This window comes from Nonomuraea sp. NPDC003707 (assembly GCF_053587055.1).
Genome location: NZ_JBSFNK010000026.1, coordinates 147,992 through 162,415 on the forward strand (window position 1 = coordinate 147,992; position 14,424 = coordinate 162,415).

14 protein-coding genes are annotated in these 14,424 nt (G+C 68.9%); 9 read left to right on the top strand and 5 right to left on the bottom strand.

Annotation, left to right across the window (positions count from 1 at the left end; translation table 11 throughout):
• Nucleotides 1–79 precede the first annotated feature (79 nt).
• Nucleotides 80–1,954 (top strand): hypothetical protein, encoded by a 1,875-nt coding sequence (locus ACWDRB_RS45950; RefSeq protein ID WP_449905092.1) that lies wholly within the window; start codon nt 80–82, stop codon nt 1,952–1,954.
• Nucleotides 1,938–3,395, top strand: coding sequence for a hypothetical protein (locus ACWDRB_RS45955; RefSeq protein WP_449905093.1), 1,458 nt, complete (start codon nt 1,938–1,940; stop codon nt 3,393–3,395). Before ACWDRB_RS45950 ends, ACWDRB_RS45955 begins: the two co-directional genes overlap by 17 nt.
• On the opposite strand, the gene ACWDRB_RS45960 is transcribed toward ACWDRB_RS45955, so the two are convergent.
• Nucleotides 3,389–3,751 (bottom strand): helix-turn-helix domain-containing protein, encoded by a 363-nt coding sequence (locus tag ACWDRB_RS45960; RefSeq protein WP_449905095.1) that lies wholly within the window; start codon nt 3,749–3,751, stop codon nt 3,389–3,391. The two genes, ACWDRB_RS45955 and ACWDRB_RS45960, sit on opposite strands and share 7 nt — an antisense overlap.
• A gap of 20 nt (nt 3,752–3,771) precedes the next feature.
• Between ACWDRB_RS45960 and ACWDRB_RS45965 the strand changes: the two genes are divergently transcribed.
• Nucleotides 3,772–4,200: a MarR family winged helix-turn-helix transcriptional regulator gene (locus tag ACWDRB_RS45965; protein WP_449905097.1), complete on the top strand. Its 429-nt coding sequence runs from the start codon at nt 3,772–3,774 to the stop codon at nt 4,198–4,200.
• Here ACWDRB_RS45965 and ACWDRB_RS45970 read toward each other — a convergent pair.
• Together ACWDRB_RS45970 and ACWDRB_RS45975 are read right to left on the bottom strand one after the other, a co-directional pair.
• Nucleotides 4,197–4,358 carry a hypothetical protein gene (locus tag ACWDRB_RS45970; protein ID WP_364264865.1) on the bottom strand — a complete coding sequence of 54 codons (162 nt, stop codon included), beginning with the start codon at nt 4,356–4,358 and terminating at the stop codon, nt 4,197–4,199. The two genes, ACWDRB_RS45965 and ACWDRB_RS45970, sit on opposite strands and share 4 nt — an antisense overlap.
• A gap of 131 nt (nt 4,359–4,489) precedes the next feature.
• Nucleotides 4,490–5,635: an acyl-CoA dehydrogenase family protein gene (locus ACWDRB_RS45975; RefSeq protein WP_449905100.1), complete on the bottom strand. Its 1,146-nt coding sequence runs from the start codon at nt 5,633–5,635 to the stop codon at nt 4,490–4,492.
• 181 nt (nt 5,636–5,816) lie between these two features.
• On the opposite strand from ACWDRB_RS45975, the gene ACWDRB_RS45980 reads away from it, so the two are divergent.
• From ACWDRB_RS45980 to ACWDRB_RS46005, 6 genes are all read left to right on the top strand, one after another.
• Entirely contained in the window at nt 5,817–7,217 is a 1,401-nt protein-coding gene (locus ACWDRB_RS45980; protein ID WP_449905102.1) for a hypothetical protein, read from the top strand.
• Entirely contained in the window at nt 7,217–7,993 is a 777-nt protein-coding gene (locus tag ACWDRB_RS45985) for a class F sortase (protein ID WP_397369235.1), read from the top strand. The genes ACWDRB_RS45980 and ACWDRB_RS45985 overlap by 1 nt, the downstream gene beginning before the upstream one ends.
• Before the next feature lie 205 nt (nt 7,994–8,198).
• The gene (locus tag ACWDRB_RS45990) at nt 8,199–9,431 is read left to right on the top strand and encodes a hypothetical protein (protein WP_449905104.1); all 1,233 of its coding nucleotides are present in this window, start codon (nt 8,199–8,201) and stop codon (nt 9,429–9,431) included.
• A gap of 5 nt (nt 9,432–9,436) precedes the next feature.
• Nucleotides 9,437–10,210 (top strand): class F sortase, encoded by a 774-nt coding sequence (locus ACWDRB_RS45995; protein WP_397369237.1) that lies wholly within the window; start codon nt 9,437–9,439, stop codon nt 10,208–10,210.
• Nucleotides 10,211–10,237: 27 nt separating this feature from the next.
• Nucleotides 10,238–10,897 (top strand): hypothetical protein, encoded by a 660-nt coding sequence (locus tag ACWDRB_RS46000; RefSeq protein ID WP_397369238.1) that lies wholly within the window; start codon nt 10,238–10,240, stop codon nt 10,895–10,897.
• A gap of 62 nt (nt 10,898–10,959) precedes the next feature.
• On the top strand, nt 10,960–12,105 hold the full coding sequence (locus ACWDRB_RS46005; protein WP_357725541.1) for an acetyl-CoA C-acetyltransferase: 1,146 nt from the start codon (nt 10,960–10,962) through the stop codon (nt 12,103–12,105).
• Between the two features lie 370 nt (nt 12,106–12,475).
• Here the strand turns inward: ACWDRB_RS46005 and ACWDRB_RS46010 are convergent, their stop codons facing one another.
• Both ACWDRB_RS46010 and ACWDRB_RS46015 read right to left on the bottom strand, forming a co-directional pair.
• Entirely contained in the window at nt 12,476–13,846 is a 1,371-nt protein-coding gene (locus tag ACWDRB_RS46010) for a serine hydrolase domain-containing protein (protein WP_449905107.1), read from the bottom strand.
• Nucleotides 13,847–13,916: 70 nt separating this feature from the next.
• Nucleotides 13,917–14,372: an Lrp/AsnC family transcriptional regulator gene (locus ACWDRB_RS46015; protein ID WP_185070549.1), complete on the bottom strand. Its 456-nt coding sequence runs from the start codon at nt 14,370–14,372 to the stop codon at nt 13,917–13,919.
• Between the last annotated feature and the right edge of the window lie 52 nt (nt 14,373–14,424).

Sequence of the window (14,424 nt, forward strand, 5' to 3'; positions counted from 1 at the left end):
TTCTCTGCCCCCGCCAAAGGGATGGGATAGGTTTCCCAGTAATCGAGCGCTCATCCGGTATTGCCTTATGGCGGAATTCATGGCGGACGACTCCTGGTACCCACTGTTGCGAGAGTGCCTCCAGCGAACCCATCCTCCCGGGCAGAACGAGCTGCCCGTCATTCTTCTGCTCGGATTGGCGGGCACCGGGAAGACCGCGACCCTCGCGCAGATCTCGCGCAGTGTGCGGAGACCGCCCTCTCCGGTGATCAACCTGCCGCTCCGCGCGGAGCTCGGCAGCACGGTCGCCGACGTGATCCAGCGGATCACCTATGATCTGGCGGCGCTCGACAAGGTGCACCTGCCCCGCACGGTCTTCACGCTGGTGGTGCTCGGCCTGGATCCGAAATTATCGCGCAAGCAACTCGAAGAGCAGCTGCAGCGGCGTCTTCAGCGCAAGGCGCTCATTGCTCCCGATGACGCGGCGCAGTGGCGAGATATCGCCTCCTTATTGCCGAACATTGGCATTTGGCTGAAATTTCTGGTTTCTGTCGCAGAGTTTCTGGGGCGCCATCTGGACGCCGTCGATCGGGTTCACCGCGTGGCCAGGACGTGGCTATCGGAACGGCTCGGCGGGGACGTCCTGAATCTCGTACAGGACCAGAAGATCGGCGGGGAGCGGGCGGAGGGCGCGCGGGGGATACTCGTCGAGGCGTTCCTTGAGGACCTCGCCCAGGCGTGGGCGAAGCCGCGCCACGCGCGCAACTGCCTCCTGCTGCTGGACGACGCCGACAGCCCGGCGGGCTGTGCCTTCCTGCAGGCGCTTGTCGCCGCCAGAACCAGGCGCTCCGAAGCCGGCGCGAGCGCGGATCCCCTGGTGGTCGTGGCCGCGTCGAGGACTTGGCCGAAGGGGATGACGGGCTGGGCGTGCCCGGGAACGCCGGAGGCCCGCCGGCCGCCGCGGCTCGCCGCGGCCACGTACGAGGACTGGGTGGAGCGGCGCGGCGACGGGGAGCAGCGCTGGTGGTATCCCGTGCTCATGCCCGGCCTGCCGATCGGCAGGACCGCGGCGGTTCACGAGCGCGCGGTCCACGAGCTGACCGGGGGCTACCCGTACGCCGCCCGCGAACTGGGCGATCTGCTCGGAAAGGCCGAGGACGACGACGAGTTCCGCGCCATCCTGCACGAGAAGGACGCCCTGCGCCGTCTGATGCCCGACCACCTGCCCCGGCGTGACCTGCTGATGGCCTGGTCGGCGGCCAGGAGTGTGGACGACGCCGAGAATGCGCTGCTCGACGGCGCGAGCACCGCCTCGCACCTCCGCCGCGAGCTGGCCGAGCGGCTGTGGCTCACCACGCAGAGCGCCGCGGAGAGCCGAGGAGGCGGCTGGGAGCGCTCCTCCTCCGGCAGTGAAGAGATCACCGTCATCCATCCCTGGCTCAGAAGGCTGCTGCTGCACCACCTCGCCGCGGAGCCGGAGCGCTGGGACCAGGTCCACGAGACGATGGAGAGCTTCTACCGCAAGCAGGAGGTGGCTGACGACGCCTCGGCTGCCTATCACACGCTGGCCCGCGCGACGGACGCGGACGATTCGCGGCTGGAGGCCGTCGTGGCGTTCCTGAGCGAGAGGTTCGGGCAGCTCGACGTGATAGGCCGCCGCGGCAGCCGCCTGTCGGAGTGGGTTCAGCTCTACGAGCAGGTGACCGCCGCCCCCAACCGTCTGCCCCTGGACCGGTCCTCGGCGGCGTTGTACGACTCGCTGGCGGTGAGCTCGGCCGACACGGAACGGCGGGACCGGACCTCCATGATCAGGACGCTGGTGGTGGCCCGGTGGTTCTGGCTCGATCCCGTCCTCGATCCCCCCGGCCGGCGCGCGACCGAGATCGCGCACGAGTTCAGGCAGCTGGCGGACCTCAGGACGACCGGCCGGTCGATCTTCAACCGAGAGGCCGAGAGGTATGAGCAACATCCCTGACGCCGGCCCCCAGATCGGGCCCGCGCCCATCTACGTCGAGCGTCGCCGCCGGCGGTGGACCGCCCTCGTCGCCCTCGCCGCCGTGCTCGTCGCGACGGGCCTCACCTTCGCCTTCCGCGCGCCGTCCAGGCTCACCGACGCGAGCGACACCTTCGACCCGAGCCTGGCCGGCATCATGGAGCGCATCCACGCGGAGAACGACGACGTGATCTCGAAGCATCCGGGTGAGTACGTCACCATCCTGGTGCTGCTCCCGATGTCGGGCGATGTGACCGAGACGGGGATGGGCCTCGACACCATCCGGCATGCCCTCCAGGGGTCACATCTGGCGCAGCTGTGGCGGAACAGGGAGCAGTCCGCGGCGCCGTACATCAGGCTGCTCGTCGGCAACATCAGCTCGGACGCGTGGGAGGACACGGTCACGGACCTGGAGGGCCGCGTCCAGAGCGAACGCATCCTCGCCGTCACCGGGCTCGGGAACAGCGTCGAAGCCACCAAGCGCGTGATCGACCGGCTCAGCAAGGACAAGATCGCGATGGTGGCGGCCGTGATCACCTCGGACGAACTGCAGCGTCACGAGGCACTGGTACGGATGGCACCGCTGAACAGCGACGAGGCGGCGGCTCTCGTGCGCTTCGCCGGGCAGGCCGTTCCCGCGCTCAAGCCGGTCGTCGTCATGGACACCAAATCCGGCGACAGCTACAGCCGGACGCTGGGCGAGGCCTACGACAAGACCCTCGCCCGCGTCGTCGACGCCAAGAGGCGCGGCCGGGCGCTGACGTTCGACTCGACGGTCAACGCCTCCAGCACGGTCATCGGGAACATCGCGGACACGATCTGCGGTTCCGACGCCAACGCCGTCTTCTACGCCGGTCGCGCCCGAGGACTGCCCGCGCTGTTACGCGGTCTCAGCCTGTCGCGCCCCTGCGTGCAGCGCGACATCAGCGTCTTCGCCGGGGACGACACCAGCGAGCAGGCCCACCTCGTCAAGAGCCCCATCTGGGAGGACAACGGCGGCAAGATCCGGCTGTACTACACCGCTCTGGCCCATTCCGCGAACGTCACCGACCACGGCAGCCGCGTGCTGCCCGCGATCAAGGCCAGGTTCGGGAACGGCGACGAGAAGGGATATGTGCGGCTGTTCCCCACGGAATCGCTCGACGACGGCCACGCGATCATGAACCACGACGCCGTGTACGTCGCGATCAAGGCCATCGACAGGTACGCGAAGGACGATCTGGCGAAGCTCGGGCCGCAGGAGGTGGCGGCCATGCTGCGCAGCGGCACCATCGACGTTCAGGGTGCCGGCGGCGACATCACGATCGACCGCGACGGCAATCCGCTCAGGCGGGAGATCCCCGTCCTGCGGCTCACCCCCTACGGCGCCACCGTCTTCGCCGCGTGGTCGTCCCCCGAGCCGGCGGGGGCCTCGCGTCAGTGATCGAGGTTGGCCGACATGCGGCGGAGCACGTCGACGGTGGCCACGTACTCCTGCGGGCTCACCCCTTCGAGCACCTTCTGCCGGAATCGGCCGACCTTCTCGGAGATCTCCTCGTGCGCGGCCCTGCCCGCGTCGGTGAGCCCGCCGTCCGCCAGCCAGCCCCTGGCGGTGAGCCGCTCCACGGCCTCGTCCACGCCGGTGAACGGCCCGGTGAACGGCATGGTGTACGTGCTTTCCTGGGCCGCTTGGTTGAGCACCTGCCACTCCCGGCGGGTGGTGGTCTGGAGCGCCTGCTCCATGGCGTCTTCCAGCAGGTTGTCGAGATGCTTCAGCCAGTGGCCGATGGGCTTGTCCATAGATGTAGGATAACAACAATATGTATGAAGACAAGTATATTGCCGCGGTCGAGCGGGCGATGGTCGCGATCAGGCGGCGGCAGAGCCGGCGGGTGCTGGCGCGGCAGCAGGGCGTCGTGGGGCCGGAGTACGAGGTGCTCGACGTGATCGAGGGCGCCGGCGGGTCCGTCACCGTGTCCACGGTCGCGCAGGCGCTCAGCGTCGATCAGCCGAGGGCCAGCCGGCTGGTGGCGGCGGCCGTGGCGGCGGGCCTCGTCAGGCGGGAGGCCGATCAGGCCGACGGGCGCAAGGCGTGGCTGGTACTGACCGAGGCCGGGCAGGCGGCGCTGGAGCAGGCCCACCGGGCCAGGCAGGCGGCGTTCGCGGCGGTCATGGAGGAGTGGCCGGAGGAGGACCGGGCGGAGTTCGCCCGGCTGCTCACCCGTTTCGTCGAGGGAATGCCCGGTTAGATCTTGGTCTGGCCCCAGAGGAGGAGCATGACGATGATGAACACGATCATCACGCCGCCGTAGCCCACCGGGCCCAGGCGGATCGACCGGCGCACGCGGTTGAGGCCCCAGGCGAACAGCAACGCCAGGAAAGCCAGGAGGATCAGGCCGCCGTCCATGCTGTCCAGTATGCGGTGCGGACCGCCTTCCCGTGCGGCCAGAACCCGAAGGACTGCCCTTCCGCGCGGTCAGAATCCGAAGGACTGCCCTTCCGCGCGGTCAGAATCCGAAGGACTGCCTTCCCATGCGGTCAGAACCCGAAGGACCGGCCGATGATCTCCTTCATGATCTCGGTGGTGCCGCCGTAGATCGTCTGCACCCGGCTGTCGATCCACGCCTTGGCGACCGGGTACTCCATCATGTAGCCGTACCCGCCGTGGAGCTGGAGGCAGCGGTCGATGACCTTGTTCTGCAGCTCGGTGGTCCACCACTTGGCCTTGGCCGCGTCCACCGCGTCGAGCCGCCCGGCGTTGAGCGCCAGGATGCACTTGTCCACGTAGTGGCGGGCGATCTCGGTCTCGGTGGCCAGCTCCGCCAGCACGAACCGGGTGTTCTGGAACGAGCCGATGCTCCGCCCGAAGGCCTGCCGGGTCTTGCAGTACTCGATGGTCTCCTCCAGCACGGCCTCCGCCGCGGCCACCGCCGCCACGGCGATCGACAGGCGCTCCTGCGGGAGGTTGTTCATGAGCTGGAAGAAGCCCTCGCCGTCTCGCGGGCCGAGGCGGTTGGCGACGGGCACGCGTACGTTCTCGAAGAACAGCTCGGCCGTGTCCTGGGCCTTCATCCCGATCTTCTCGAGATTGCGCCCCCGCTCGAATCCCTCCATGCCGCGCTCGACCACGATCAGCGTGGTCCCCCTGGCGCCCGCGTCGGGGTCGGTCTTCGCCACGACGACGACCAGGTCGGCGTTGATCCCGTTCGTGATGAACGTCTTCTGCCCGTTGACCAGGTAGTGGTCACCCTCGCGGAGGGCCGTGGTCCTGATCCCCTGCAGGTCGCTGCCGGCCCCCGGCTCGCTCATCGCGATCGCGCTGATCAGCTCGCCGCTCGCGAAGCCGGGCAGCCACCGCTGCTTCTGCTCGTCGTTCGTCAGATCCACGAGGTACGGCGCCATGACGTCGTTGTGCAACGAGAACCCGAGCCCGGAGGCGCCGTTCCGGAGGATCTCCTCGACGATCACGGCGTTGTAGCGGAAGTCCGTGACCCCGGCCCCGCCGTACTCCTCGGGCACCGAGAACCCGAACATCCCGAGCTCCCCGGCCTTCTTCCAGACCTCGCGCGGGACGATGCCGTCCTTCTCCCACTGAGCGTGGTGTGGCACGACCTCACGGGCCATGAACTCGCGCACGGTCTCGCGAAAGAGCAGGTGCTCCTCGTCGAAGAGGTCTCGCCGCATTATGGTCCTCCCGAACAGGGTTCTGTTACTGGCAGGTATACCCGCTTTCCCGGTACGGCGGATAGCTGTGGACACGGCTTCATCACAAGTGCTGGACGTTGCCCCATTCGGCATGTGTTACGGGTGTTTTCGACTCTAAGATCTACCCTCGGTCTGTTTTGTGGCTTGATCGGAGTCTCCCGTGAGTCGGTGGCGCAAGGCGTTGATCGCCGCATCGGTCGGATCGGTGGCGGCTTTAGGAATCGTGGTGTTGTCGGGCACACCGGCCGCCGCCGCGCCGGCCGACCTTGTTGTCGAGTACAACTGCGTGGCGTCCGGTGCCAACAGCATCGTCAGGAACGGTCCCGTCCGCCTGAAGACCAACCTCACCTTCGCTACGGACCTGGTCGTCGGAGACCCGCTCAACTTCACTTGGAAGCTGCACTACGCCGACGACAGCCGGCTGCAGTCGCCCGGCTACTTCCCCGAGGGCGGCCAGGTGCACGGCACCGGCAACGTGCAGCTCACCAGCAGCTGGCAGGGCATCCTGCAGCCCAAGGGCAGCGCCGACCCCGAGGGGCCGCTCCGCCCGGACGGCCACCTGTCCCTCCCCGAGACCATGAACGACCCCGGCCTGACCGACAAGCCGGGCACCATCACGGTCACGCCCAAGGACATCGAGCTGGACTTCACCCCGCCGGACGGCAGCGTGGTGGTCAACGACGGCGACGACGTCGACAACCCCTCCGACATGGGAATCGTCTACAGCAGCGGCTGGATCTCCCTGGACGACCGTCCCGGCTCCGAGAACCACGTGCACAACGACCTGCACCAGACCGACCAGATCGGCGCCTCAGCCGAGCTGACCTTCATCGGGACCGGCGTGGAGTACATCGGGCCGACCGACAAGGACGCGGGCCCGGTCGACATCTACATCGACGGCAACAAGCGGGCCACGGTCGACCCCTCCCGCTCCGACGACGACGTGCCGGTCAACGACGACATGGACGGCGGGCAGACGCTGTGGACGTCCGCGCCGCTGGCGTACGGCCAGCACAAGATCAGGATCGAGAACGCCGCGAACAAGCCGGCCTGGCTGGACGCCTTCCGCGTGACCACCAACACGTCCAAGACCCCCACCGGCTACCACGGCGCGAAATGCAATCTGGTCAGCTCGCCGGTGTCGGTCGTGGTGACCGTACGGGACAAGTCGGGCCCCACCGGCACGCAGTCGCCGCCCGTCAGCCCCACGAACACCTCCACGAACACTCCGACGACCAACCCGACCAACCCGACGCCCACCGGGACCCACACCACCCCGAACAACCGGACCACCGACATCGGCCTCGGGCGCGTGATCGTGATCCCCAGCGCCACCGGCACCAGTTCGGCCACGGCCACGCCCAAGGCCACCGGGCCGACCGCGACCAAGTACTACCGGGCGCAGGTCGCCAACACCCCCAAGGGCGGCGTGGACAGCGGTGAGGCGCCGGATCGCGAGGACAGACCGTACGGGTTGATGGCCGCGCTGGTGATCGGCGGCGCGGGCGGCGGATTGCTGCTGCGCCGGCGCAGGGCCGCGCACGCGGGAGGAGCGCTCTGATGACCGAGCAGACACCGATGCAGCGGGCACTGCCCGGATTGCTGATCGCCGGCTCGCTGGGCGGCGTCGGCCTGGTCATGGTGAGCATGCTCTCGCTGTGGCCCACCACCCCCGACGACGCCTCGGGCTCGCTCGCGGCGGCGCAGGACACGCCGACGCAGGTGGAGGTGGCGAACGCGGGCGCGTTCGTGCTCCCGCCCACCGTGGGCCCCGGCGGCAAGGGCGTCCCCCTGACCCCGGCCCGCCTGGACGCGCCGCCCCCGCTCCCGGCGGTCCCGGTCGTGTCCCCGATCCCCTCGACCAAGGCCAAGTCCACCCGGTCCAGGCCGACCCGCATCAAGATCCCCAAGATCAAGGTGAACGCGCCCATCGGGGCCGTCACCGTGGACAGCAAGGGCAAGCTCGGCACCCCGCCTCTGACCAAGCCCAACCAGACGGGCTGGTACAAGGGCTCCCCGGTGCCCGGCGAGCTCGGCCCCTCGGTCATCAACGGCCACGTGAGCACCCGCAAGGGCCCCGCCGTCTTCGACCGCCTCCGGGAGCTGGCCAAGGGCGACCAGATCTACGTGTACCGGTCGGACGGCAAGGTCACGCGGTTCACGGTGAGCGGGATCGAGCAGGCGAGCAAGTCGTCGTTCCCGACGTCGCGGGTGTACGGGAACACGACCAACGCTCAGTTGCGGCTCGTCACGTGCGGTGGGGTCTTCAACAAGACGGCGCACAGTTACACGGACAACATCGTCGTATACGCGACGTTGTCCAAGAAGAAGGGCTAGGGTTTTGGCGGTTTACGGGAACTTGACAGGGACAGTTCGTAAGATCTCAACCTAACCGTGACCAACGGCTGGAATTCTGGCACGACTGTTGAAACTTGCGTTGAACGGAGATGGACCCGTGCTTATGTCCCAGGCGTGGCGCCGCCTCGCCCATAAGACGTCGGCCCTGGGGCTCGTGAGCACGCTGGTCCTCTTTGTCGGTTCGGTGTTAGCCCTATCGTCCCCAGCCCAGGCCGCCGCCGTCGACCCGCTGAAAGTTACATACAAGTGCACCGGCGGCTACCTGGCCGCCGAGTCCGTGCAGCTGACGGTCACCGCGCCCACCTCGGTCGAGCCCTCCAAAGCGGCGTCGATCAAGTGGACCTTCCCTGCAATAACGGCGACGAAGGCGATCGCCGCCCAGGCGTCCGTCACGACCAGCGGTGGCGACCTCACAGTAACGGGAGGCACGCCGACGCCGCTGAAGGGCAGCGGTAGCGGCACGGTGACCACCGCGGTCTCGGCCAACCAGCCATACACGCCGCCGGAGATGACAGGCTCGGTCACTGCGACTGCCACCACTGGCGGCAATGTGGTCCTGGCTCCGGTGACGACCGCTAGCACGACTGTGCTGACCATCACCGTGGCAGGCGAGGCAACCACCTGCACTTATGTGTCGGCGACGCCCACCAGCATCTCGGTCCCTGTCCAGACCGGTGGTGGCGGTGGCGGGACCGATGACGTCGTCGAGTACGACTGCGACGTCGCCAGCGGCGGCGGCGACGCCGACTACCCGGCCGACGTCGACATCAAGGTCACCATGACGCCGCCCACCAGTGCCACCGCCAACGCCGACGCCTCGATCACCTGGACCGGCGTCATCCAGTCCACCGGCCAATCGCTGAAGGCTCCCACCGGCTTCCCCACCACCAGCCCCAAGATGTTCGTCGCCATCAAGGCGACCGGCGCCGGGCTCCCCTCCAGTCCTAATCCCACCGGTGAAGCCGCGCTCGGCACCGTCACCATCGGTCAGAACATCACGCTGCCCACCAGCGTCACCGTCAAGGTCAAGCCCACCACCACGGGCACCGTGACGCTGACCGCCGGCGATCTGGCCTTCGGCACCTCGGCGTCCTCGCCCTCGATCAAGTGCCTGGCCCCCACGACCGGCCTCAAGACGTACACCTTCACGGTGGGCTCCTCCACCGGAACCCCGACGACCTCCTCCACCCCGACCAACACCACCTCCACCCCCAAGCCCACCAAGACCAGCACCGCGACGGTGACGGTCACCCCTTCCAGCAAGAAGTCGAAGACCCCCAAGGCCGGGGCCGACACCGGTGGTGGTGGTGAGGCGGGGCCCGACGGGCGGATGTTCATCCTGACCGGCACCGCGCTGGTGGGTGCCGCGGCCGTCGGCGGGCTCGTCATGCGGCGCCGTAACGCCACCAGGGGCTGACGGGCATGTCGGGGCACTATCCGTACGGCGGCGGCGATGGCGGGCACGTGCCGCCGCCCGCGGACAAGGGGAGTGCGGCGCTCAGGACCGTGCTCATCGGGGCGGCCATCGCCGGTGTCGTCACCGTCGTGGCCGGGCTGCTGATCGTGCTCAATTCCCCCCAGGAGTACGGGCTCGCGAGCAGCAACCGCGAGACCCTGAAGCTGCAGGCGCAGCCGGACGGGAAGGCCACCGGGCAGCCCGAGCAGGCGCTCTTCCAGGCGGCCCCCGACGTGCCGCCGCCGCTGCCGCAGATCAACCCCGCGCCCCCGATGATGCCGTCCACGCCCAAGCGGATCGTGATCAAGAGGCTCGGGATCAACGCGCCGATCACGTCCGTCGGGCTGAAGAAGGACGGGACGATCGAGGTGCCCCCGTCCGAGAACCCCAACCTGGCCGGGTGGTACCGGAGCATGTCCACCCCGGGTGAGGCGGGGCCGGCCGTGATCCTCGGGCACAAGGACACCAGGACGCGCCCCGCCGTGTTCAGCAGGCTCCCCGAGCTCAAGAACGGCGACACCATCGAGATCCAGCGCCAGGACAGGACGACCGCGGTGTTCACCGTCGGCGGCATCGAGCAGGCGAGCAAGAAGACGTTCCCGACCCAGCGCGTCTACGGGCCCCAGGAGAACGCTCAGCTTCACCTGATCACCTGCGGTGGGAACTACGATCGCACGATCGGCCACTACGACGACAACGTCATCGTCTACGCGACGATGACGAGCTCTTATCGAAGCTGACAAGCGCGGAGGCGGGCTATGGGCTGGATGGCCAAGCGGAGACTGCGTACCGGCCCGACGGCGGCCCTGCCCGCCAAGCCGGATCCGGCCGAGCTGCTGCGCATCGTGCGGCTCGCGGACCCCGACGCGAAGAAGGACGGCGACGACATCGTGGCCACCGACGTGCGGGTGTACGCGCCCGTGGAGGCCGAGCCGGAGCTGACCGGTGGCGAGCTGGAGAAGGTGTGGGCGGTCAGGGTGGCCGCCGAGGGGCCGCTGCCGCTGAACTTCTTCGACCGCTATCTCGCCGAGGGCCTGGCCTTCCGGCTCAAGGGGCTCGCGGTGTGCCGGGGCGAGGTGACCGACCCCGCCGACGAGGAGGAGAGCGGGCCCGCCGTCATCCTCCCGGCGCGGCCGACCGCCGAGGAGTTGTCGCCGCTGCTGGAGCCGGACGAGGAGGACGAGTTCGCGTTCACGGCCGGTGACATCCGGGCCGTGCTCGTCCCGCAGAAGGGGCAGCCGCCGGCCGTTCAGGAGCTCCTGCCCTTCGCCGTCGAGCTGACCGCGATCGAGTTGCGCGGCGACGAGCCCGCCAAACTCGGCGCGCTCGCCCTGGAGCTGGCCGAGGCGCTGAACGGGCTGGTCGTGGACCGCTGGCGGTTCCGGGTCGACGCGGCGGAGGACCTGGTCCCGCCCACGCGTGAGTAGAACGTCGTTCTGTTGTAGTCTGCCCCTAGTAACCGAATAATGCTCGGTTTCCAGGAGGCACTGTGGCAGAGGCGTACATCGTCGGGGCCGTTCGCACCCCGGTCGGCAAGAAGAAGGGCGGCCTTTCCACCGTCCACCCCACTGACCTGGCGGCGCACACGCTGAAGGCGCTGATCGACCGCACGGGCGTCGACCCCGCGGCGGTCGAGGACGTCATCATGGGGTGCGTCATGCAGTTCGGCCCCCAGAGCATGGACATCGCGCGAAACGCCTGGCTGTCGGCGGGCCTGCCGGAGACCACCGCCGGCGTCACGATCGACCGGCAGTGCGGCTCCTCGCAGCAGTCGATCCACTTCGCCGCCCAGGGCGTGCTGTCCGGCACCCAGGACCTGGTCGTGGCCGCCGGCGTGGAGTCCATGAGCATCGTGCCGATGGGCTCGTCGATCACGGCCGCGCTGGAGAAGGGCATGCCCTTCCCGTTCGGCGAGAAGTGGGTCGAACGGTACGGCAAGCAGGAGATCTCGCAGTTCCGCGGCGCGGAGCTGATGTGCGAGAAGTGGGGCTACACGCGGGAGACGCTGGAGCGGTTCGCGCTGGAGTCCCACCAGCGCGCCGCCAAGGCCATCGCCAACGGCTACTTCAAGGACCAGATCGCCCCGGTCAACGGCGTCGAGGACGACGAGGGGCCGCGGCCCGACTCGACGCTGGAGAAGATGGCCACGCTCAAGACGCTGAAGGAGGGCGGCCAGATCACCGCCGCCACCTCCTCGCAGATCTCCGACGGCTCCGGCGCGCTGCTGATCGCCTCCGAGCAGGCGGTCAGGGACCACGGCCTGACGCCGCGGGCCCGCATCCACCAGCTCGCCCTCATGGGTGACGACCCGGTCTACATGCTGACCGCGCCCATCCCCGCCACGCGGCGGGCGCTGGAGAAGGCCGGCATGTCGATCGACGACATCGACGTGGTGGAGATCAACGAGGCGTTCGCGCCGGTGCCGCTGGCCTGGACGCACGAGCTCGGCGCCGACCCGGCCAAGGTCAACCCGAACGGCGGCGCCATCGCGCTCGGCCACCCGCTCGGCGGCACGGGCGCGATCCTGATGACCAAGCTGCTGCACGAGCTCGAGCGCACGGGCGGCCGGTACGGGCTGCAGACGATGTGCGAGGGCGGCGGCCAGGCCAACGTCACCATCATCGAGCGCCTCTGAAGGCATGAAGGGTGCGAGCGCCGCCTCCTGGCGTACGGTGGAGGCGGCGCTCGCCTAACTACCATCCTGGTAGTTGTCTCAGCGGCCCTTCGGCGGGATGCGCCGGGGCGGCATGATCGGCCGTTGCGGCATCTTGGGCATCGGCCGCGTCACGGGCAATCCGGGAAGGTTCTTTTTCCTGGATGAACGGACTCGCATAAGGAAGCTCCTTTACACAGACTCACGACGCGGCTCATGGAGGCCGGTCGGCAAGCTCAGCTGCCGCGTCTGGAACGGATGACGGGCGATCTCGCTGCTGAGCAGCGGTGAATCACAGGTAAAGGCGCATGTCCATGACAGTACGGGCCGGCCGTAATCCCGTGCAACCGAATTAACGCCGGGCGGCCATCAGCCGGGCCACCGCCACCGCCGCCCCCGACAGCGCCGCCACCAGCAGCGTGATCGACAGGGGCGCGGCGAAGTAGGTGAGCTGGGCCCACGTCACCGCCCGCCCGTTCATCAGGAACGAGATCAGGTCCGGATACGCTGCCAGCAGGGCCACGGGGAGCAGCACGGGCACCAGCCGCCACCAGGCCCGCCGGGCGGCCCAGCGCCGGGCGCGCAGCACGCCCAGGACGCCGAGGCCGGCCGCGGCCATCGCGAGCACGCCCAGCACCAGCTCGTACAGCTGCCGGTCGCCTCCGGGCACCTCAGGGGCGCGGCCCTCGCTCAGGGCGGTCAGCCCCTCCATGACGGTGTAGGTGTCGTCGGTCAGCGCCGCCCCGTTCGCCATGACGGCGAAGCCGTAGCCTGTCTTGGGGGAGACGGCCTCGACGGCGTTGTACGTGAACAGGTTCCCCGAGTGCACGAGCTGCCCGGTCTCCCGCTCGACGCCCCAGCCCATGCCGTAGTCGCGGATCTTGCTCGGCGTGTGCATGACGTCCAGGCTCTCCCGCTTGACCAGCGGGCGCCCGTCGCCCGACTGCGCGATCAGCCACTTGCCCATGTCGGCGGCCGTGGTGATGACCCCGCCCGAGCCGCTGTCGTTGAGGAAGCCGGACAGCTCGGCACGCGGGAGCCAGGCGCCGAAGATCGAGTTGTAGCCGTCGGCCGGCCGGACGACCTGGTCGCTGACGGCGCTGGACTTCATGCCCAGCGGGCCGAACACCCGCTCCCGCAGGTAGTCGCCGAACCGCTGCCCGGAGGCCACCTCGACCAGCCGCGCGGCCAGGTCGTAGTTGACGTTGCAGTACTCCCAGCGGGTGCCGGGGTCGGCGCGGAGCTCGGAGCCGGACAGCCGTGAGGTGTAGTCGGCCAGCGAGGTGGCGCCTTCCACGGCGGCGATGTCGACCGTCGTGTCCGACAGGCCGGAGGTCTGGTTGAGCAGCTGCCGTACGGTGATCGCCGCTGCGCGCGGGTCCGCCATCCTGAACCCCGGCAGCTGCCCGGCCACCGGCTCGTCCAGCTTGATCCTGCCGCGCTCCACGAGCGTCATCACGGCCATCGCGGTGAACGACTTGCTGACCGAGGCCACGCGCATCGGGGTGCTCGCGGTGACGGGACGCCCCTCGGAGTCGTGGCCGTAGCCGGCCGCGTGCACGACCTCGCCGTTGTGCGTCACGACCACGGACATGCCGGGCAGTCCGGTGGACTCCATGGCCTGGCGCAGGTAGGCGTCGATGGTCTGGGAGGTCGGCTGCGGGGCGGGGGCGAGGGTCAGCGCCGTCGAGAGGCCGATCAGGAGGGACTTCACTGCTATCACGGAGAGAAACCTAGGAAGTCGCCCCCGTCCTCCGGATCGGCCGACCGTCCAGTACCACCCCTGACGAAAGTCAGGTCAGGCGCTCCGGGACGGTGTTGTGCACCTGCTGGAAGATCACCGACGTGCGGAAGCCGACGATCTCCTTGCGCTTGCTCAGCCGGTCGAGCAGGAACGAGTGCAGGTGGTCCAGATCCTGCACCGCCACGTGCAGGAGGAAGTCGTCCCCGCCCGCCAGCACGAACACGCTGAGCACCTCCGGCATCGCCGCCGCCGACGACTTGAACGCGTTGATCACCGCCCGGCTCAGCGGCCGTACCTGGACCGAGACCATGGCCTGAACGCTCCGGTTGAGCGCGGCCGGGTCGATCTCGGCGTGGTAGCCGCGGATGACGCCGCGCCGGGTGAGCGACCTGACCCGCTCCAGACAGGTCGAGGGCGCGACGCCGAGCTGCCGGGCCAGCTCCCGGTTGGACTGCCGCGCATCCGTTTGGAGCAGCCGCACGATTTCCGAATCAAGTTCGTCCATGAGTGGATGGTGTCATGTGGTTCCGGCCATTCGTTCGACTGGCAGGGGTTGG